This window comes from Candidatus Acidiferrales bacterium (assembly GCA_035934015.1).
Lineage (GTDB): Bacteria > Acidobacteriota > Terriglobia > Acidiferrales > UBA7541 > DAHUXN01.
On the sequence record DASYYH010000011.1, the window covers coordinates 79,916 to 99,391 of the forward strand.

Annotated in this window: 17 protein-coding genes and 1 tRNA gene; 9 read left to right on the forward strand and 9 right to left on the reverse strand. The window is 58.1% G+C overall.

Annotation, left to right across the window (positions count from 1 at the left end; genetic code table 11):
• Complete coding sequence (locus VGR81_05390) at window positions 1-3,174, reverse strand: hypothetical protein (protein ID HEV2288371.1); 3,174 nt, start codon at window positions 3,172-3,174, stop codon at window positions 1-3.
• 203 nt (window positions 3,175-3,377) lie between these two features.
• Here VGR81_05390 and VGR81_05395 point away from each other — a divergent pair, with 203 nt between their 5' ends.
• On the forward strand, window positions 3,378-6,689 hold the full coding sequence (locus VGR81_05395; GenBank protein HEV2288372.1) for a hypothetical protein: 3,312 nt from the start codon (window positions 3,378-3,380) through the stop codon (window positions 6,687-6,689).
• 270 nt (window positions 6,690-6,959) lie between these two features.
• On the opposite strand, the gene VGR81_05400 is transcribed toward VGR81_05395, so the two are convergent.
• From VGR81_05400 to VGR81_05420, 5 genes are all read right to left on the reverse strand, one after another.
• The gene (locus VGR81_05400; protein HEV2288373.1) at window positions 6,960-7,868 is read right to left on the reverse strand and encodes a TIR domain-containing protein; all 909 of its coding nucleotides are present in this window, start codon (window positions 7,866-7,868) and stop codon (window positions 6,960-6,962) included.
• A gap of 152 nt (window positions 7,869-8,020) precedes the next feature.
• Window positions 8,021-8,096, reverse strand: a tRNA-Thr gene (locus VGR81_05405).
• A gap of 374 nt (window positions 8,097-8,470) precedes the next feature.
• Window positions 8,471-9,649, reverse strand: a complete 1,179-nt coding sequence (locus tag VGR81_05410) for a M24 family metallopeptidase (protein HEV2288374.1) — start codon at window positions 9,647-9,649, stop codon at window positions 8,471-8,473.
• Window positions 9,650-9,687: 38 nt separating this feature from the next.
• Window positions 9,688-9,969, reverse strand: coding sequence for a DUF167 domain-containing protein (locus VGR81_05415; GenBank protein HEV2288375.1), 282 nt, complete (start codon window positions 9,967-9,969; stop codon window positions 9,688-9,690).
• Window positions 9,966-10,670 carry a YggS family pyridoxal phosphate-dependent enzyme gene (locus tag VGR81_05420; GenBank protein HEV2288376.1) on the reverse strand — a complete coding sequence of 235 codons (705 nt, stop codon included), beginning with the start codon at window positions 10,668-10,670 and terminating at the stop codon, window positions 9,966-9,968. The genes VGR81_05415 and VGR81_05420 overlap by 4 nt, the downstream gene beginning before the upstream one ends.
• 93 nt (window positions 10,671-10,763) lie before the next feature.
• Here VGR81_05420 and tmk point away from each other — a divergent pair, with 93 nt between their 5' ends.
• The 4 genes from tmk to VGR81_05440 all read left to right on the forward strand — a co-directional run bounded on the left by tmk (window position 10,764) and on the right by VGR81_05440 (window position 13,921).
• On the forward strand, window positions 10,764-11,468 hold the full coding sequence (gene tmk, locus VGR81_05425; protein ID HEV2288377.1) for a dTMP kinase: 705 nt from the start codon (window positions 10,764-10,766) through the stop codon (window positions 11,466-11,468).
• Window positions 11,468-12,568 carry a hypothetical protein gene (locus VGR81_05430; GenBank protein HEV2288378.1) on the forward strand — a complete coding sequence of 367 codons (1,101 nt, stop codon included), beginning with the start codon at window positions 11,468-11,470 and terminating at the stop codon, window positions 12,566-12,568. Before tmk ends, VGR81_05430 begins: the two co-directional genes overlap by 1 nt.
• Before the next feature lie 103 nt (window positions 12,569-12,671).
• Complete coding sequence (locus VGR81_05435) at window positions 12,672-13,034, forward strand: RNA chaperone Hfq (GenBank protein ID HEV2288379.1); 363 nt, start codon at window positions 12,672-12,674, stop codon at window positions 13,032-13,034.
• 134 nt (window positions 13,035-13,168) lie between these two features.
• Window positions 13,169-13,921 (forward strand): hypothetical protein, encoded by a 753-nt coding sequence (locus VGR81_05440; protein HEV2288380.1) that lies wholly within the window; start codon window positions 13,169-13,171, stop codon window positions 13,919-13,921.
• 53 nt (window positions 13,922-13,974) lie between these two features.
• On the opposite strand, the gene bshA is transcribed toward VGR81_05440, so the two are convergent.
• Window positions 13,975-15,114 (reverse strand): N-acetyl-alpha-D-glucosaminyl L-malate synthase BshA, encoded by a 1,140-nt coding sequence (gene bshA, locus VGR81_05445; protein HEV2288381.1) that lies wholly within the window; start codon window positions 15,112-15,114, stop codon window positions 13,975-13,977.
• A gap of 96 nt (window positions 15,115-15,210) precedes the next feature.
• Between bshA and VGR81_05450 the strand changes: the two genes are divergently transcribed.
• From VGR81_05450 to ribA, 3 genes are all read left to right on the forward strand, one after another.
• Window positions 15,211-15,975, forward strand: a complete 765-nt coding sequence (locus VGR81_05450) for an SDR family oxidoreductase (protein HEV2288382.1) — start codon at window positions 15,211-15,213, stop codon at window positions 15,973-15,975.
• A gap of 146 nt (window positions 15,976-16,121) precedes the next feature.
• Window positions 16,122-17,438, forward strand: a complete 1,317-nt coding sequence (locus VGR81_05455) for a histidine kinase (protein HEV2288383.1) — start codon at window positions 16,122-16,124, stop codon at window positions 17,436-17,438.
• Window positions 17,439-17,513: 75 nt separating this feature from the next.
• The gene (ribA, locus tag VGR81_05460) at window positions 17,514-18,128 is read left to right on the forward strand and encodes a GTP cyclohydrolase II (GenBank protein ID HEV2288384.1); all 615 of its coding nucleotides are present in this window, start codon (window positions 17,514-17,516) and stop codon (window positions 18,126-18,128) included.
• Between the two features lie 31 nt (window positions 18,129-18,159).
• Here the strand turns inward: ribA and thiS are convergent, their stop codons facing one another.
• Both thiS and VGR81_05470 read right to left on the reverse strand, forming a co-directional pair.
• Window positions 18,160-18,381: a sulfur carrier protein ThiS gene (thiS, locus tag VGR81_05465; GenBank protein HEV2288385.1), complete on the reverse strand. Its 222-nt coding sequence runs from the start codon at window positions 18,379-18,381 to the stop codon at window positions 18,160-18,162.
• Window positions 18,378-18,908 (reverse strand): hypothetical protein, encoded by a 531-nt coding sequence (locus tag VGR81_05470; protein ID HEV2288386.1) that lies wholly within the window; start codon window positions 18,906-18,908, stop codon window positions 18,378-18,380. The genes thiS and VGR81_05470 overlap by 4 nt, the downstream gene beginning before the upstream one ends.
• Here VGR81_05470 and VGR81_05475 point away from each other — a divergent pair.
• Window positions 18,885-19,463, forward strand: a complete 579-nt coding sequence (locus tag VGR81_05475; protein HEV2288387.1) for an NADH-quinone oxidoreductase subunit A — start codon at window positions 18,885-18,887, stop codon at window positions 19,461-19,463. The two genes, VGR81_05470 and VGR81_05475, sit on opposite strands and share 24 nt — an antisense overlap.
• Window positions 19,464-19,476: the final 13 nt, after the last annotated feature.

Here is a 19,476-nt window from a genome sequence, read left to right on the forward strand (position 1 = left end):
CTATTTGCCTCCACCGCTCGCTTGAGCTGCCGACGGCGGAACAAGTTTGTCGAAAGCAGCGATGTCCGTCGCCTGCAGCTGTTTCCATTTCGTGAGCTGCACGTCCAACTGCTCATTGAGCACTTTGAAAACTTCGTAGGACTGCGGCGTTGGCCCGGTATCGGCGCTATCGACAGCGTGCTGCAAAGCAATCATCTTCACGCGGATTTTCACCGGATAATTGTGGATGTCCTCCGGCGCCTGATCTTCCGGCTCGTAAATCGCGTTTTCGATCTCCGCTGCTTTTTCATCGAGGCTGTGCGCAGCGGCGATGGCGTCGGCTCCGGCGGTCCCCTGCTGGATGACGGCCGCGAGGCGCTGCCGCAGCACGTGAATCCGATTCGCGGCAACGATCAGATCGTTCAACCGATTGCGAATTCGTAGAACGAGTTCATATTGGCGCGCGAGCTCCGCCGGACTTGTTTTCACTTCGGGGTCCATCTTCAAGACGAGCGGCTCCGTGAGTGAATTTCCGTTAGCGGTCAAGCGCACGGTGTAGTTGCCCGGCAAAACGAGCGGCGCCTCCGCTGCCCCACCGAGAGCCGGATGCGGGCCGGTTGTCAAAGAAGCAGGAGGTTCTGAGCGAAGATCCCACACGTAGCGGTTCATCCCCTTTTTGATCGGCAATGGGCGCGCGGGCTGGCCCCCACCGAAACCTCCTCCTTCTTCCACTGACGAAGCGGATTTGTGGCTGGTGAAATGGCGGACAACATTCCCATGTGCATCGAGAATATCCATGGTCACTTCGCCGCTCGGCGCGCTTTGGAAATAGTAATCAATCACGGCTCCATTGGGAGGGTTCTGAGCCACAAGCCCGCCGACCAAGCCAAATCCGCCGCCCCGACGAACGCGGTAAGCCACTTGTGGCTTGAAAAGATAAACCGAGGACTGCGCAACCTGCGGATCGAGCTGGCGCAAAGGCATAATGTCGTCGAGACTCCAAATGGCGCGGCCGTGTGTGGCGACAACGAGATCATTGCCGTGAATGATGAGGTCGCGGGCGGAGGTCACCGGCAGATTCAACTGCAGCGATTGCCAATTAGCGCCGTCATCGAAGGAAACGTAGACTCCCAGCTCTGTCCCGGCGAACAAGAGCCCGCGCCGCACGGGATCTTCGCGCACCGCCCGGACAAATAAGCCATCTGGAATGCCGTTGGTGATGGAAGTCCACGTCTTGCCATAGTCGGTCGTTTTCCAGATGTAGGGCGTGGAATCGCCGTTCTTGTAGCGGTTGACGGCAACGTATGCCGCCCCTGCAACGTGTGGCGAAGCCTCGATCAGGCTCACCTTGCTCCACGCCGGCAGATCCTTGGGCGTAATGTTGTTCCAGTGCGCGCCGCCGTCGCGCGTGATCCAAACGTAGCCATCATCCGTGCCCGCCCAGATCAGTCCTTTCTGCAACGGTGATTCAACGACAGAAAAAATCACGTCGTAGTATTCGATGGTCGCGTTGTCGCCGGTGATCGGCCCGCCGGAGCGCACCTGTTTGGATTTGTCGTTGCGCGTCAAATCCGGGCTGATGATTTTCCAGGTTTGGCCGTCGTCGGTGGATTGGAAGAGCACGTTTCCGGCGTGATAGATGGTGTGCGGATCGAATGGCGAAATGGCGATGGGCTCGGTCCAATTGAAGCGGTACTTGGCGGCGTCGGCTCCCCAACCATCCACAGAGGTCGGCCATTCGGAAATGTCCTGATCCTGCTCGAGACGCTTATCGAAGCGCTTGATATACGAGGTTTCCTTGTCCGTGGCGAAGACGATATCTGGATCCACGGGGCTTGGAAAAATGTAAGCGCTTTCGCCGCCGCCGACGGGATAAAAATCATCGGCGGTGATGCCGCCGTGGCGCGTGCGCGTGGCAATGGAGATGGTCGTATTGTCCTGCTGCGCCGCGTAAACGCGGTAGTCGAACCGGTTGTCCGCTGAGATGTGGTAGAACTGCGCGGTGGGCTGATTGTAGATCGTGCTCCAGGTTTTCCCCGCGTTCGTCGAAACCGTCGCGCCGCCGTCGTTGCCGATGATCATCCAGGAAGGATTCGTGGGATTGATCCATAGAGCGTGATTGTCTCCGTGCGGAACGGACGCCATGCGCTCGAACGTTTTTCCGGCATCGGTCGAGCGAAAAACCTGCATGTCCTGAATGTAAACGGTGTCGGCATTCTTGGGGTCGACCCAAAGATGCGTGAAATACCACGGCCGCTGTATCAGGTCGTGCCGGCCATTGATGAATTTCCAGCTCTGGCCGCCATCTTCGGAGCGATATAGGCCTTTCTGTTCTCCCGTGGCTTCAACAAGCGCGTACACACGGTTCGGATTCCCTGCGGAAACAGCGACGCCGATTTTGCCGAGCAATCCCTGCGGCCAGCCGGGTCCTCCGAGTTTTTGCCACGTATCGCCGCCGTCAGTTGATTTGTAGAGGCCATCATCGGGCGAGCCGCCGCTCGTGAGACTCCACGGGGTTCGCTGCATGGTCCACATGGCGGCATAAATGATTTGCGGATTTGTGGGATCGAAAATGAGATCGGCAGCGCCAGTCGTATCGTTTTTGTAGAGGACTTTCGTCCATGTTTGTCCGCCGTCGGTGGAGCGAAAAACGCCGCGCTCTGTGTTCGCGCCGTAAACGTGGCCCAGCGCCGCGGCAAAAACGCGATTCGGATCGTGCGGATCGACGAGAATTTTCCCGATGTGCCGAGAGTCGGTGAGTCCAATATGCTGCCACGTCTTGCCAGCGTCGGTGGATTTGTAGATGCCGTCGCCATAGGCCATGTCGCCGCGAGGACACGCTTCACCAGTGCCAACGTAAACGATGTTCGGCTGGGAGTAGGCGACAGCGACGGAGCCGATGGAGAAAACCGAGCCTTTATTCCACAGCGGTTCCCAGGTCTGGCCAGCGTCCGTCGTTTTCCAAACGCCGCCGCCGACGGAACCCATGTAGTAAGTCAGTGGGTCGCCGGGGATGCCCGTGACGGATTCGACCCGGCCTCCGCGAAACGGGCCAATCAATCGCCACTGCATTCCGCTGTAAAGACTCTTGTCGTACGTTTGCGACTGCGCCAGCTCAGCATGATTGCCGAAAACAAATACGATTGCCGCACTGAAAAATACGAACAACGCTGCCGGCTTCCATAGTTTTCTCATGTGTCCCCGTCCCTTGCCATATCCGGCGTTGCAACCTCGACGGCTTATGAAACGTCAAGCGGGGGACATTCTAGCCGAAGTGAAGAACAACGCCAGAATATTCCGCGCGTCTCCCGCAGCCTGTGTCGCTGCACATTTGTCTTGCGCATAGAACGCGACGGCTGTAGTTTAGCGGCGATTTTCACTGAGGGTAGGAGGCCAAAATGCGAAACGATAGCCGGTTGTCGAAGAATTTGTTCGTCGTAATACTTGCTCTCGCGATTTTTGCGATTTTCGCCGCGGTATGGACCGCACCCGAGATGGCGCAAGGACGCCGCGGAGGTCAGGACGCAATGGGCGGTGGAGAGAATGGTCTTGGAGCGCTGCATTTCCGCGCACTCGGGCCGGAGGGCAATCGCGTCGCGTCGATTGTCGGAGAGCCTGGAAATCCCAGCGTCGTTTACATCGGCGCGGCCGATGGCGGCATCTGGAAAACATCTGATGGCGGCACGAATTGGGCGCCGGTCTTCGATCACGAAGACGTTTCCGCAGTCGGCGCGCTGGCGATGGCCCCGTCGAATCACGATGAGATTTGGGCCGGCACAGGCGAGCCCTGGATGATCCGCCCTTACTATTCGCTCGGCGATGGAGTCTACAAATCAACGGACGCGGGCCGCAGTTGGCAACACGTGGGCCTCGACGAAACCGGCCGCATCGCGCGCATCATCGTGGACCCGCACGATGCCAACACCGCGCTCGTTTGCGCGGTCGGCCAGGCGGTTCGTCCGCAGCATGAGCGTGGAATCTTTCGCACGACCGACGGCGGAAAAACGTGGCAGCAGGTTCTCTACGTCAACGACGACACAGGATGCTCGGAGATGGCCATGGATCCGAGCGATTCGAACACGATTTATGCTGGCATGTGGCAAGTGTCGGTTCATCGCTGGGATTTGGATAGCGGCGGGACGGGCAGCGGCGTCTACGTGAGCCGCGACGGCGGAAACAATTGGACGAAAATCAGCGGCCACGGCCTGCCAGCCGCGGATCATCCGATCGGAAAAGTCGCCGTAGCCGTCGCGAGAAGCAATCCGAATCGCGTCTACGCGCTGCTGCAGGATACGACGCCGGGACTTTATCGCTCCGACGACCGCGGGCATTCGTGGACTCTCGTCAATCAGACGCACGTTACGGATGAGCGCTCTCCGTATTACACGCGATTTGCAGTTTCACCCAGCGATGAAAACCTTCTCTATTTTGTTTCCGTGGCGTTCAGCATGTCGCGCGATGGTGGCAATACGGTATTCATTCCCGGCGGCTTCGGCGGCGGTGCGGCGGCGCGTGCAGAAACGAGCGGGCCTCCTCCAGCGACGGGTGTCGAATCCGCGGGCGGCGACAATCACGACATCTGGATCGACCCAACGAATGCGAACCGCATCCTCGTTGCCAATGACGCTGGCGTGAGCATCAGCAACAATCACGGCGCAACATACCAGCGATTCCTCCTGCCGATTTCGCAGGTCTATCACGTCGAGGCCGACAACGAAATTCCCTACAACGTCATGGGCAATATTCAGGACAAATCCTCCTACCGCGGCCCGAGCCGCACGCTTTCCGGCGGATTTTTTGGCAACGGAATTACGCTTGGCAATTGGACCGGCGCAGGCGGTTGCGAAGATGGTTTCGCTGTGCCGGATCCCGTGGACGCGAACATCGTATGGTCAGGCTGCGACAATGGCCGTATCGACCGCTTCGACGCGCGAACCGGCATGGCCCGTGACGTCACCGCCTGGCCCATCACAAGCTACGGTTGGCCGCCGGCGAAGATGAAATATCGCTGGGATTGGGTCACGCCCATCGCCATTTCGCCTCACGACCACAATCGCGTCTACATCGGCGCGCAGGTCGTTTTCATGACGACGGACGGTGGGCAATCGTGGAAAGTCATCAGCCCCGATCTCACGGCGAACAACAAAGATCACGAGCAAGACTCTGGCGGAATTTCGTCAGACGATCTCGTGACCTACGACGGCGCCACAATTTATTCCATCGCCGAATCGCCCGCGAAGGCTGGCGTCATCTGGACCGGCAGCGACGACGGCCAGGTCAACGTCACGCAAGACGGCGGTGCGCACTGGACCAACGTCACGAAAAACATTCCCGATCTCCCTGCGTGGGGCACCGTCTGGAGCGTCGAGCCTTCGCATTTCGCCGCGGGCACAGCCTACGTCGCCATCAATTTGCAGCATGTCGGAATTTACGACGCGCGCGTCTACGAAACGAACGATTACGGCGCAACGTGGAAACTCATCACCGCGAGCGTCCCGAAGAGCGTCAATAGCAGCGCGCACATCATCGTCGAAGATCCTGTCCGCAGAGGTATGCTGTTCCTCGGCACGGACAACGCGCTCTATGTCACCTGGGACGACGGCGATCACTGGACGCACTTGCGCAATAATCTTCCTCCCGCGCCCGTGTATTGGATGCAAATCCAGAAGACGTTCAACGATCTTGTCATCGGCACGCACGGCCGCGGCGTCTACATCCTCGACGACATCACTCCGCTGCGCGAATGGGATTCCGCGCAGTCGAAGGATTTTCAGTTGTTCAAGGCGCGGCCCGCGTATCGTTTCCGCCACACCGACGATGCGCGCGAATCCGACGTTGGCTCGCACGTCGTCGGCGAAAATCCTCCGTATGGCGCGGACATCAATTTCTATCTCAAATCTCCCGCCAAGGACGTGCAACTGACGTTCACCGGCGCCAACAACGAAACCATCCGCACGCTCAAGGTTGACGGCCACCCCGGCCTGAACCGCGTCTGGTGGGATTTGCGCTATGAACCGGGCTTGCCCGTGAAGATGCAAACCACTCCGTTCGATGCGCCGTGGGCCGAGCCGCATCACAATTACGCCGCTTACGGAACGCGCATTCCGCCCGCGGGCCCTGTAGTTGTCCCGGGAACTTACACGGTTCATGTTAAGGCAGGCAGCAACGAAGGCTCAGCGCAGCTCGCCGTCCTTCCCGATCCGCATTCGCCCGGCACCGAGCAGTCCATCCGCGCGCAAGTGCAGTTCTCGCGCCAGGTGCTCGACGAAGAAAATCAGGCCGCGGACATGATCAATCATCTCGAGTGGACGCGCCGCCAGGTCGAAGACCTCGAAACCGTCCTCAACGCCGACGCGCAAAAGCACGCCGCCGCGATTCAGGCCGCGAAGGATTTCGAAGTCAAAGTCGTCGCGCTCGAAGGCAAGCTGATCGACGTCCACAATACCGGTCGCAGCGAAGACGCCTTCCGCAATCCCGTGCAGCTCTATGAACGCATCAGTTGGATGATTGGCCAGATGGTCGGCACGCCCGGCGGCGGTGGCGGAGGCGGCGATCTCGCGCCCACGGCGCAGCAAATTGCCGTCAACGATGAATTCAAACAGCAGCTCACCGAAATTCAAGGCGAGTTCAAGCAGTTCGTCGGCCACGACACGCCAGCCTTCAATTCGATGCTCAAGCAAAATCACGTGACCGCATCGATTGAACCCTAGCGCCGCTGGCTGAAAAACTCATTCGCGTGTCATTCTGAGGAGCCGAAGGCGACGAAGAATCTGCAGTTTTCTTTGAATTTCGGCACAAGCCGAGTTTTCGTTCTGGCCCAAGACGGCAACTCGGAGTGTTTTCACCGAGCTCCTAGGGGCAGTCGCGCGCGGAGGGGACGGTACACGATTCCTATGGAGACTGGAGCCGAGGGGCGGACCTGAACCGTCGACTGCCTAACAATAGGCACTAGACATTATGACGCGAGGGCGAATCTAATGTCACAAGCCGGGTTTTTCTTTGGACCTGTGGCTGAAGCGTTTCCGCCTAGGTCTGGGGGCGTGCGTTCGCGGCGACCTAGGAGGGACGGATGCCCCTACGGCATCGCTGGCGGACTGCGGGTTCCGCTCATCGGTACGGAGCGAGTCCTGTGCGGCTACAAGGAGTGGACTGGCCCAGTTGGCATACTTGGCTCGCTGCATGACCCCTCCCGCTGGCGTGAATGCGAGAGCTCCCGGTCCCACATTAGAGAATACGCTGTACTGGAGCACCTGTTCCTCGGCGAGTCTTTTTTGTCGGGTCATTTCGGCTTCGCTGGCAATGTCTTGGACTATCGGGATGAGTCCGCGGACGAGTTCTAGAGTATCGGCGGCGATCTCGTCGGAAGAACGCTTCAATGGAGCCGCTCCCTCTGACGCTGGCAGGGAGTCCATCTCTTTTTCTAAGTCCGTCCACCACATCCTGTCGAATATGGAATCCAGTCTTTTTTGCTCGATAGGTGACCCTAGGTTCTCGTTGATAGAATGAATCAGTTTTCGCGTGCCCTCCTTCTCTGCCCTTGTCGCCTGGAACATTCCGAGAGGGTCCTTGACGTCCTGTGGTTCCAAACCGCCTATGAGGTAGGTCCATACACGCGCCTGAGTATCACTGGCTTTAGACAGCGCGCCAGCTTCGAAGAGAATCCATTCCGCCGTAAGGTTCTCGGAAGTCAGGCAGACAATTCCAGCTTTCATGGTGTTTAGAGCCTTAATTATCTCGTCGCGCCATCGGGTTCCCGGGTCGATGTTTGCCGTTGAGATCCATGGCTTGGCGGCAGGGATTATCGTCGGAAGCAAGTCTTTCAGCGCCTCTGCAACCCTTCTGCTTCGTGGCCCGGACTGGCTAATGAAAACATTGCTTGTTTCTTCCATCGCGTAACTCCAAATGTAAGGGTCGAAGCAGGATAACACTTTTCACGCGGGAGGGAGTACTCAGCTGCTAAGTTAACGGGATGATTCTCCGCTTGGCATGCACGTAGTTTGCGGCTTACAAGCGGCAAATCCCCGCATCGCCAAAGGTTGGATGGAGCCGCGGGGCGGACTTGAACCGTCGACCTGCCGATTACGAATCGGCTGCTCTACCAACTGAGCTACCGCGGCCTGTATTTCAATTTAGCATCGCCCGCAAAACCGGTCAAACGCTTCGGGAACAGAATTGCGCCCTCTTCCAAGACTCAGCTGCCATCACGATCCGATTGAAAATCCGCTGACGATGTGGTACAAAGTCACATGCAGGCTCGCGGTCGAGCCTGCTGAAAAACAGCTGAACGGGAGGCAAGCCGCGGAGACGCGGCTTTTTGGTTTTTATGAGGCTGAAAAATTCTAATCGCCACACGCCGGAATTAGAATTGCCCGTAACTCACACAAAACAAAGGACCGGCCAATTTCTAATCGCCACATTTCGCGTCTTATTTGCGCATAGACTGATTGCGCAAAAGAGCCTTTGGCGAGCGCAACGGAAGCCTCCAGCCGCCCTAGGCAAGGATCGGAATAATCTCTTCCTGGATCGGTCCGGTGACGCTCGCCTCGCCGTCCCCGACGTACATATTGACTTCGCTGCGCACGCCAAATTCCGGCAAATAAATCCCCGGCTCGACGGAAAAGCACGTATGCGGAGCGACGCGCCGGTCATCTTTCGTTTCCAGGCCGTCCATGTTCGCGCCGTTGCCGTGAACGTCCTGGCCGATGCTGTGGCCGGTGCGATGCGTGAAGTATTTCCCGTACCCCGCCTTGCGAATCACTTCGCGGCAGGCGCGATCCACCTCCCATCCGTGAATGCTGCGGCCTGCGGCCACGGATCGTTTCACAAATTCAATCGCCGCATCGCGCGCGCCGCGCACAATCTGAAATATCTTGGCGTACTTCGCAGGCACAGATGCGCCGAGATAGCCCATCCACGTGATGTCGTAATAGACGCTGCCCGGCTGATCGACTTTGCCCCAGACGTCGAGCAACAGCAAATCGCCTTCGCGAATCGGCGCGCTGCCCGTAGCTGGCGGGCCATAATGCGGATTTCCCGCGTTGGCATTTACCGCAACGATCGGCGGTCCATCCGCAAAAACGCCATTCGCGCGAAACTGCGCGGCCATCCATTGCTGCAGTTCGTATTCCGTGAGCGATTTCTTTTCGCGCACGAAAGAGCCCGCGCGCCGAAACGCATCCTGCGTGACGGCATCGACAATTTTTGCAGCCGCTTTGTGCGAGGCAAACTGCTCCGGCGTCCACGCCGCTTCGAATTTCTGCACCAAGTCTGCGGAGCTGACGATTTTCACGCCGAGCTTCCGCACCAGCTCGATTGTTCCCGCGTCCACCAAACCAATGTAGGGGATGTTGTTCATCGGCGAATATTCCATGGCAATGCTCTTCGCGCCGTGAAGCATTTTCCCGAGGTTTTTCTGCAGTTCCTCCCAGCCGGAGTATTCGATTTTGCGGCCGGGCAAGCCATCCAGTTGCCCCGCCTCGATGCGGTGAACAAGTTTTCCGGGATTGCCGCGCGCGGGAATGAAATAAAACCAGCGGCGCGAGGCCATAACCTTGGGATCGAGGCCAAGAATCCGGCCGGCGATGGGATCGCGGTGGTGATGATCGTAGAAAAGCCAGCCGTCGCATTTCTGATTGCGAAGTTCTGTTTGAATGGCCTTCATGTCAGACATTTGTGCACTCTCTTCTGGCGGAGCCTCCAATGAGGCGCTCACGCCAAAGATTGAATTTGCGCCGCGTTCACGCCGCGAATTTCCACCTGCTTCGTGCGGCTCTTTTCGCCGCGCAGGATTCTAACAGCCGAGGCGGAGACGTTCAAACGCTCCGCGAGAAAGCGGCGGAGAGCCTCATTTGCGCGGCCATCGGCAGGTGGAGCGGTGAGGTGAATTTTCAATGCGCCTTGAATGTCACCGTCGATGCTGTTGCGCCTGGCTCGCGGAACGACGCGAACCGCAAAAACCACGGCGCCGCCGCGCGATGCCACCTCGATCATTCCGCTTTTCGCTCGCCGAAAATCGCCGTGCCGATGCGCACTTGCGTCGCGCCCTCTTCGATGGCGATTTCAAAATCGTGGCTCATGCCCATCGAGAGTTCCGGGAACGAGCGGCCCAGATGCTTTTCGAGGTCGTCGCGCAAACGGCGAAGACGCCGAAAATACGGGCGAACGTCGCGAGGATCCTCGCAAAACGGCGGAATCGTCATCAAGCCACGAAGCTGAAGATGCGGCATCTGGACGACAGCTTCAGCAAGGGCGGGCAGATCGGTCTGCGAGACGCCGGATTTCGTTTCTGCGGGATCGAGCTGAACTTCGATGAGCACGGCAAGCCATTCGTTCGTTTCGCCTGCGGCCTCGTCGAGCTTCAGCGCCAGCGCGGCGTCGCTGACTGAATCGATCCAGTCGAAGAGCCGCGAGGCCCGCCGCGCCTTATTGCTCTGGAGATGGCCAATCAGGTGCCAGCTCGGCTTCAAATCCACGAGCGCCGGCTGCTTCCCCTCCCACTCCTGCACGCGATTTTCGCCGAACGCCCTCACCCCCGCCTCATACGCCTCGCGAATCGCTTCCGCGGGCTGCGATTTCGACGCCCCAACGAGCACCACCTCCTCCATACGGCGATCAGCGCGCGCCGCGGCGCGTGCTATGTGTTCGCGGATGCGCTCGATATTGGAAGCGATGGAGGATCTCGTCCTGGGCATGGGGCATTCTAGCATGAGGAAAACGCGCCTATTTTGGCGACCGCTGGCAAATCTGGCTGAGTTGTCGAATGTGTTAGACTGGGCCGCACTCCGATGGCAGGCCGCGGCAAATTCATCGCGCTCGAAGGAATTGACGGCTCCGGCAAGCGCACGCAGATCGATCTGCTCTCGCGCGCTCTGCAGCAGCGCGGCATCGAGCACGTGAAAATGAGTTTTCCACGCTACGAAGGATTTTTTGGCCGAATGGTGGCGCGCTACTTAAATGGAGAATTCGGCACACTGGCGCAAGTCGATCCTCATTTTTCGGCGCTCCTCTACGCCGGCGACAGACTCGAACACAAGCAGTTGCTCGAAGAGCATCTGGGCCAGGGGAAAATGATTCTCACTGACCGTTATATTGGGTCGAATTTGGCGCACCAAGGCGCGCGCGTGACGAATCGGAAAATGGCGCAGTTCCTGCACTGGCTCGAAAAGCTCGAATACGAAGTTTACGGCCTGCCGCGCGAAGACCTGGTGATCTATCTGCGAGTTCCGAGTGTTGAGGCGCGGCGGCTCGTTGGGCAAAAGGGCGCGCGGCAGTATACGCGGCGGCGCCATGATTTGCATGAAGCGAGCCTTCGCCATTTGAAGAACGCGGCGAAGGTTTACGACCGGCTTGCGAAGCGGCGCAACTGGACCGTTGTGGAGTGCACGGAGCGCGGACACGAGTTGCTCTCGCCGGAGATGATTCACCGCCGCATCCTCGATATTCTGGACGCGCGGATTCTCGCGAGCTTGCGCGATTCCGAGGAGTTCTAATGGGTTTCCGCGAATTCCTGGGCAACGAACGAATCGTCACGGCGCTACAAGCGATGCTGAGGCGCGAGCGCGTTCCGAGCGCGCTCCTTTTCGCCGGCTCGCGCGGAGCCGGCAAATTCACGCTGGCGCGAATGTTCGCGCAGGCCGCAAATTGCGAAAGGCTGCGCGACGATTTTTGCGGCGAGTGCACGACCTGCAAACAAATTGCCGGCCTGGCCGATCCGGCGGCCCTAATCGAGCGCGGGCTGATGGAGCGCGGCGAATCGCCGGACACGGCAACGGTCGAGCGCATGCCGCTGATTCTCGAGACCCATCCGGACGTATGGGCGATCGTTCCCGATCCGGTGCGGCGGAAAAATCCCGTGGCGCGGCCCATGATTCGCGTGGGGCAGCTTCGCGCCGTGCAGCGTGCAGCCTACTTTCATCCTCAGCGGAGGCGGCGCATTTTCATCCTCGATGGCGCGGACACGATGCGCTGGACGGATGCGGACGTTTTTCTGAAAATCCTCGAAGAGCCCCCGGAAACCGCCACGCTTATCCTCCTCGCACCGCGCGTGGATTCCCTGCTCCCGACGATTCGCTCCCGCTGCCTGACGTTCTGGTTCGCTCCGGTTGCCACAGAGAAAATCGAGGAGTTCCTCAAAGAGCGGACGGATTGGAAGGCGGCGGAAAGAAAACTTGCCGCGCAGCTCGCTGACGGCAGTCCGGGCGCCGTATTCGGAATCGATCTCGCAGAATCGGCGCGCATTCGGCGGGAAGTCTTGCGGCTGATCGAGGATGCAGCGGCCGGAAGATCCTATCGTGCGATCTTTGCGGCAACAGCGAGACTGGCGAAAAACGAGTCCGAATCGTTTGAAAACCTGCTGGCCATGTTCTATAGTTTATTAGCAGATCTTCTTGAGCTTTCGCACAGCCCGAAGAGCTTTGTCCCTCGCAATCCGGATTTGCGGCGCGAGTTGCAGAATTTGACGCACGTTGCAGATGGGCCTTGGATTGCGCGGGCCACAGAAAGCCTCGACCGGCTGGAAAGCCGGCTGCGGCGCAATGTGGGAAGACAACTAGGCCTTGACTCCGTAGCTGTGATGCTGGGAACCCGGTAAAGCAGCGGCACAAAAGGCATTTTGACTTTTTCAAAATTGATCGAAACCTAATCATCATTCGCGTAGTCTTATATTCATTATGGAAAACGAAGGAGTACTCATCGTGAACCGCAAGCTATTTCGTCCCTCCTTGACCGAGGTAAAGGATCAGTATCCCGCCCGGGGCGGGCATGACGGGGCAGGCCCTGGGCAGCGAAAAAAACCGGCTCCTCCGGAGCAAACTCACGCAGAAAGTTTCTACTACGTGAAGCAAATGCAGTCGCACACGCCAGTGACAGTCACGCTTACCGACGGTGAACAGCTTCACGGTATCGTGGAATGGTATGACCGCGAGTGCATCAAGCTGACACGCTTTGGGAGCCCTAATCTGCTCATTTATAAGCACTCAATCAAGTACATCTTCAAGGAAGGCGAAGAAGCGGCCCACGGAGGAAATGGAAACGGGAACGGACACGACGGGAATTAACTTCCCGCAGCCAGATTTCTTATACTGACTTTTGTCCGCCAGTTTCGGGCTAGGCCTGACGAATGACAGCAGGCCTAGCCAGTTTGGCATTTGCTCTTCGACGGCAGCCCTGCTAAATTCGCTTGGCTAAGCCGATGGCCGAGAAATCGGAATCCGCGCGCACAACGATTATTCTCGCCGTCGTGTGCGTCGCCATCGGGACAGTCGCGCTTTCCTACGGCCTGCAAACGCTCACTTCCTTCGAAGTCCGGCGCTGGGCCTCGGCAAATCCGTACTTGAATCTCACGCCACAGCCTATGCCCTCGACCGCTGTCTCGCCAGCTCAAGAGAAGAATCTTTCCGCTTACGGCGTGAGCTTTGCCGCAGCATGGAAAGGCATTGCGACGCAGCGGCAGAACGCAGGGAATACGGAATTCGATTTCAAGCAAGGTCCCTTTCTCATTTTTTTCGACCCGGACGCGCAGAAGAACATCATCGAAACCATAGAGGACGGCGATCCGCAGCTATTGGACCGTTACAAGGCTGTCTTCGGCGACCCGCTTTTCTCTTCGGATTACGAACTCTATAGCGCGGTTTATGCGGCATCGCCCGCCGAAGTGACGCCATTCATGTCGCGTGCAAACGTGATTCGAACCAGCACGCTTCTGCAATGGAAGCTGGGATTTGGCGCGTATGGAGCGAGCACAATTTTCACCATGCAAACCCAGGCACTGCGCGGATTGCAGTTCGGCGATCCATCGCGCGATCGCGTGGTCGTCGAGCAACTCTTCGACAACCACAAACGGCAATACAAGCTGCTGTTCACTTCAAAAGCAGGGCCGGGAACGATTCTTCAGGCCGATATCAATTGCGTCGTCAACTCACTGCATGCAGGGACAACACACTAGTTGCGCCTGCCTTCAGGAAATGAGACGCATATAGCTGATTGCGACGCGCCAGCCTAGGCGCTTGCGGCGGATGAGCTTTCCAGAACTTTGCGGTAGTACTCTTCGTAAAGCGGAATGACATCATTCGAGCAGAATTTCTTGCGCGCATCAATGCGTGCTTGCTGGCCCATTTCGCGTCCGCGATCGGCACGCGAGAGAATCTGGATGGCATATTTGGCTGCCGCAGCCACGTCTCGCGGAGCGACCAGATAACCATCCACACCATGGGTGACGACTTCAGGCACGCCACCCACGTTCGTTGCGATGACGGGAACTTCGCAGGCCATAGCCTCCAGCGCGGCAAGACCGAACGATTCCAGGTCCGACGGCAGCAGGAACAAGTCCGCAAGACCGAGAAGATCCTGAACGCCCCCCTGCTTCCCCAAAAAGAAAACTTCCGATCCGAGTTTCTTCTGCCGCACCAGATGCTCGACAGCGCCATGGTCCGGGCCGTCGCCGATCAGGACGAGTTTTGCGGGCATCTTTTCGCGCACCAGAGCGAAGATTTCAACGGCATCCGTGACGCGCTTCACCGGGCGAAAATTCGACAAATGCATCAAAATCGGCTCGCCATCCGGAGCCCATTCGGCGCGCGGACGCTGATCTTTCGGACGGCAATACAAATCGCAGTTGACGAAATTGCGAATCGCTTCAATCGGGCGGCGAATGTCGAATTCGCGGATGGTTTCCTGGCGCAGATAATTCGAAATCGCCGTCACGCCGTCGCTTTGCTCGATGGAAAAACGCGTCACGGGAAGATAGCTGCGATCGCTGCCCACGAGCGTGATGTCCGTCCCATGCAGCGTGGTGATAAAAGGCAGGCGCCGCGGCGCCATCATCGAGCGCGCCAGAAGGGCGCTTACGGAATGGGGGATGGCGTAGTGAACGTGCAGCAAATCCAATGAGGCTGATTCTGCGACCTCGAACATCTTGACCGCCAGCGACAGCGTATACGGCGGATGATCGAACAAAGGATACGAGGTCACTTCGACTTCGTGAAAAGTAATGCGCTCGTTCGTCAAATTGAGCCGCGTCGGCATTGCGTAACTGATGAAATGAATCTCGTGTCCACGCGCGGCGAGCTCCATGCCGAGTTCCGTGGCGACCACGCCCGAGCCGCCGTACGTCGGATAACATGTGATGCCAATTTTCATGAAGGATTCCTGCGCCCTTGCGCGCGTTCAACCGGCGGTGCTAGATTCGCATACTTCCGTCTAGTTCTCCATTAGACGCAAGAGGGCATGCCTGCGATGCAACGACTTGCGGGAAAGGCAGCATTCATCACCGGTGGCGGGACGGGCATCGGCCGCGCGTGCGCGTTGCTGTTTGCCGCGGAGGGAGCGAAGGTGGCGATTGCCGCCCGCCGGCGCGAACGTCTGGATGCTACGGAGAAAGAGATTATGGCTTCCGGCGGAGAAGCTCTGGCGATCGAGTGCGACATCACGAACCGAGCATCGGTGGAACGATCGCTGGTAGAGGCTGAAAAGCGATTCGGCAAATTGAGCATCATCGTCAACAATGCGGGCGCGGTCCACGTCGGCTCCGCGGAAGAAACATCGGATGAAGACTGGCAGCGCGTGATTTCCACAAATCTGACGGGCACATTTCTCGTTTCGCGCGCGGCAGTGGCGGCGTTGCGGCGAGCCGGCGGTGGATCGATTGTCAATATCGGCTCGTATTTGGGACTCGTTGGCCTGCCCCAGCGCGCGGCCTATGCGGCATCCAAAGGCGGCGTCACGATGCTCACAAAAGCAATGGCGCTCGATCACGCGAACGAGAATATTCGTGTAAACTGCATTTGTCCGGCGTTGGTCGAAACGGAATTGGCGCGCGGCGCATGGGAGCGGATGCCCGACCCTGCTGCATATCGTAAGTTTCGCGAATCGCAAATTCCCATCGGCCGGATTGGACGCCCGGAGGACGTAGCGCAACTCGCCCTTTTTCTTGTGTCGGACGAATCCTCGTGGATGACGGGAGTTGCGCTGCCTTTGGACGGCGGCGCGACCGCTGCTTGACCGCAGCCTGAAGAATGCTGCACGGCATTTTTTCATTTCACTTACCTGCGCCCGACGACGCTAGGAGAAGGAAGCAGCGATAAGCCCAGCCATCGCTGCGCGCTTTACTTCCCTTTCCAGATTGGCTAAGTTCAGCACAGACGATCATGGATTTACTCGCTTCAGGAAAAGACCTGCTTTTCACGCTGGTGCTGAAGGTCGGCTTCTCGGCATCGCTGGGAGCGTTACTGGTGCGGTTCGCGCGGTTTCGCCGCGTGCTATTCACGGAGACGCGCGATTCGGACCAGAAGGTTCTGCTCCTGCTTTTCTTGACGCCGCCACTCGCGCTGGGCGTTGTTCTCCGCATGGTTGGCTATCGATTTTTCGATTTGACGCTGTCCGGTTCGTTCTTGATGGGATTGGTTGGCGGCCGAATCGTCGGATTGCTGGGTGGCTCTCTGCTCAGCTTGCCTGCGTTCGGGAATCACGAATGGATTGCCACGCCATTGGCGGCTCTGGTTGGATTGATTGCCGGATCGATCCGCCACTTCATGCCCAACAAAGAAGACGTCTGGCATTTCGGCCCGTTCCTTTTCCTCAACATTCCCAAATCGCTCTGGCGGCTGGCGCGCCGCGGACAAATCAACTGGGCCATGTTGCCGCTTGGCGTGTGCATTCTCCTGGAGTTCGGCCGCTATGCGCTAGCGCGCGCAGTTCCGGCGAGGTGGATGTACACGCTGCCCTATCCGAAATGGCCGTGGCTGTTCCTGATTGTTTTGGCCACGGTGATGAGCGTGGCGATGCCGGTGAAAATCTGGAACAACACACGCATCGAAATGAATCTCGAGCAAAATCAGCAATTGCTGCTGAAGGCCCGCATGGACGCGCTTTCGCGGCAAATCAATCCGCATTTTCTTTTCAACACGCTGAATACCGTTTCATCCCTGGTGCGCTATGACCCGGATATGGCGCGCATCGTCGTGTTGAAGCTTTCGAATATTCTGCGGCGGTTATTGCGCAAGCATGAGACGTTCGTGCCGTTGCGCGACGAACTCGATTTCATAGACGACTATTTGGATATCGAGGTGGCGCGCTTTGGCCGCGACAAATTGCAATTCTTCAAGGAAATCGAAGAGAGCACGCTGGATGCGTTCGTTCCCAGCATGCTGCTTCAGCCGATCATCGAGAATGCCATCCGGCACGGCTTGGCGCCGAAACTCGAAGGCGGCGAAATTTGGCTGCGTGCGCGCATGAACGAAGGCCATCTGGCCATCGAAATCGATGACAACGGAATGGGCATTCCTTCCGAACGCCTGGCGCAGATCTACAGCGAAGGCATTGGCATCAGCAACGTGCGCGAACGGCTGCGTTTGCTTTACGGCGATCAATTCCGCATGGACATTCAGAGCCAGGAAGGCACGGGCACGCAAATCCGCATTGAGATTCCGGAACTGGTTTCTTCCATCACGGAAGCAGTAACGTAACTTGGGCACGGCGAACACCGCTGCATTCTGCTCTGCTATACTCACTAATTCGGAGATGAGCAACGGACTTTCCTGATGCCGAGCAAGAAAAAATCGGGCAAAGCGCGCATCGTGGCGCGCGCCGAATTGCCAACGCAGTACGGCAAGTTCACGATCGTCGGGATCGAAGGTGCGAAGCCCGAGGAAAGCGCCGTTGCCTTGCAGCATGGCCAAGTGAGGCGAGGAGATGCGCCGCTAGTGCGCATCCATTCGCAATGCCTGACCGGCGATGTGTTTCATTCCGAGCGCTGCGATTGCCGCGCACAACTCGAGATGGCTTTGCGACAAACCAGCCGCGCGCGGTGCGGCATCGTGATTTACCTGCCGCAGGAAGGCCGCGGAATCGGGCTGATGAACAAACTGAAGGCCTATGAACTGCAGGATCGCGGCATGGATACAGTGGAAGCGAATCGCAAGCTCGGATTCGAAGCGGACCACCGCGACTATCAGTTCTGCGCTGAAGCGCTTAAATTGCTCGGCGTTCGTGCCGTGCGGTTGATGTCGAACAATCCTGATAAGGCTCAGCAGCTCGAAAGCGCAGGCGTGCGCGTGATCGAACGTGTTCCCTGCCAGCCTCCGACGACACACCGCTCGCGGCGTTATCTACTGACAAAGAAAACGAAGCTCGGACATTTATTGGAAGGAATTTAGCAGAGGCAGCGAAGTTCCCGCTCCGGAGAATTCATCCGCCGCCAACAAAGTGGACGATTTCGTAGTTGTCTCCAGCGCAGACTGCAGTTCCCTGCCATTGTGCGCGCGCCAAAATATCGCGATTCCGCTCAATAGCCACGCGCTCGCCAATCCCCAGATGACCAAGAAGCGCGGCGACCGTAAGCCCCGAAGGAACCTCGCGCGCCTCACCATTAATCGTCACATTGATTGCAGCGTTCGTTGTGCTGCTCACGATTTTGACTCCGAAGAAGAGGGTTTGCTGCGCGAGCGCAGCGCGTATCGAACTTCGCCGCTGCCGCTGCCTGCCTCCGCGCGAATCATCAGTTCGACGCGCGGTCCGGCGAGTGGCGGAATCGCGAATTGCAAGCGCGCAATCCCGTCATTGCCAGTGTTTGCCACGGCGCCGGCGTCCTGCTCTGAGCCCGAAAGCTTTGCCTCGACTTTAGCGTTTGAGATCGGCTGGCTGTCGCCGCGCCGCAAAACTTCCACTTCCAACGACGCCTGGCCGCGGGCCAGCCACGCATTTCCATTCCGCAAGCGAACCAGAATCGCATCGGTGAAGGGGCGCGCCGTGTCGCTGGAAGTTGCGGGAGCCGCGATCTGGCCGCTCTCGATGGCTTCGATGATCGCGCGGTGCTGGTCCTCGACGCGGTTGCGGATGGCCTCCTCGGAAGTGCGCGAACCGTCGGACAAATCGCAATAATCGGAAAGCTGGCGGTGAAGGACGCGCCCGCGGTGATAGACAACCGTCTCGATCATGCAGGCCGGCTGGCCGTGATCCTCCGTCTGCACGTGGAAAACGCCTGCCGCAACCTTCACATCCGAATTGAATCCCAAAGTCATGTTATCGCCCGCCGTTTTATATACCACCGGAAACTGCAAAAAAAATTTGCATCGGCATTTGACCAGAACGTGCCCACTCGTTATTATATCAGCGCACGGAAAATGAACGGAAGCTACCTCGACGCCTACGCTCCTTTGCTGCTCATGTTCCTGCTGGCCGCAGGACTGGCAGGCGTGCTTATTATTGCTTCTTCTGTTGTTGGACGCCACCTCAAGTCTCGCGCGAAGGACCAGCCCTACGAATGCGGAATTCGCCCGACCGGCGATGCACGCGAGCCTTTCCCCGTGCATTTCTATATGGTGGCTATGATTTTCATCCTGTTCGATATCGAAGCGATCTTCCTGTACCCCTGGGCGATCGTTTTCAAACAATTAAACCTTTTCGGATTTGTTGAGATGCTCTTGTATATTGTCATTTTGGTGGTCGGCTATATATATCTCTGGAAAAAGGGCGCGCTGGAATGGAAATAGCCTGCGGATAGTT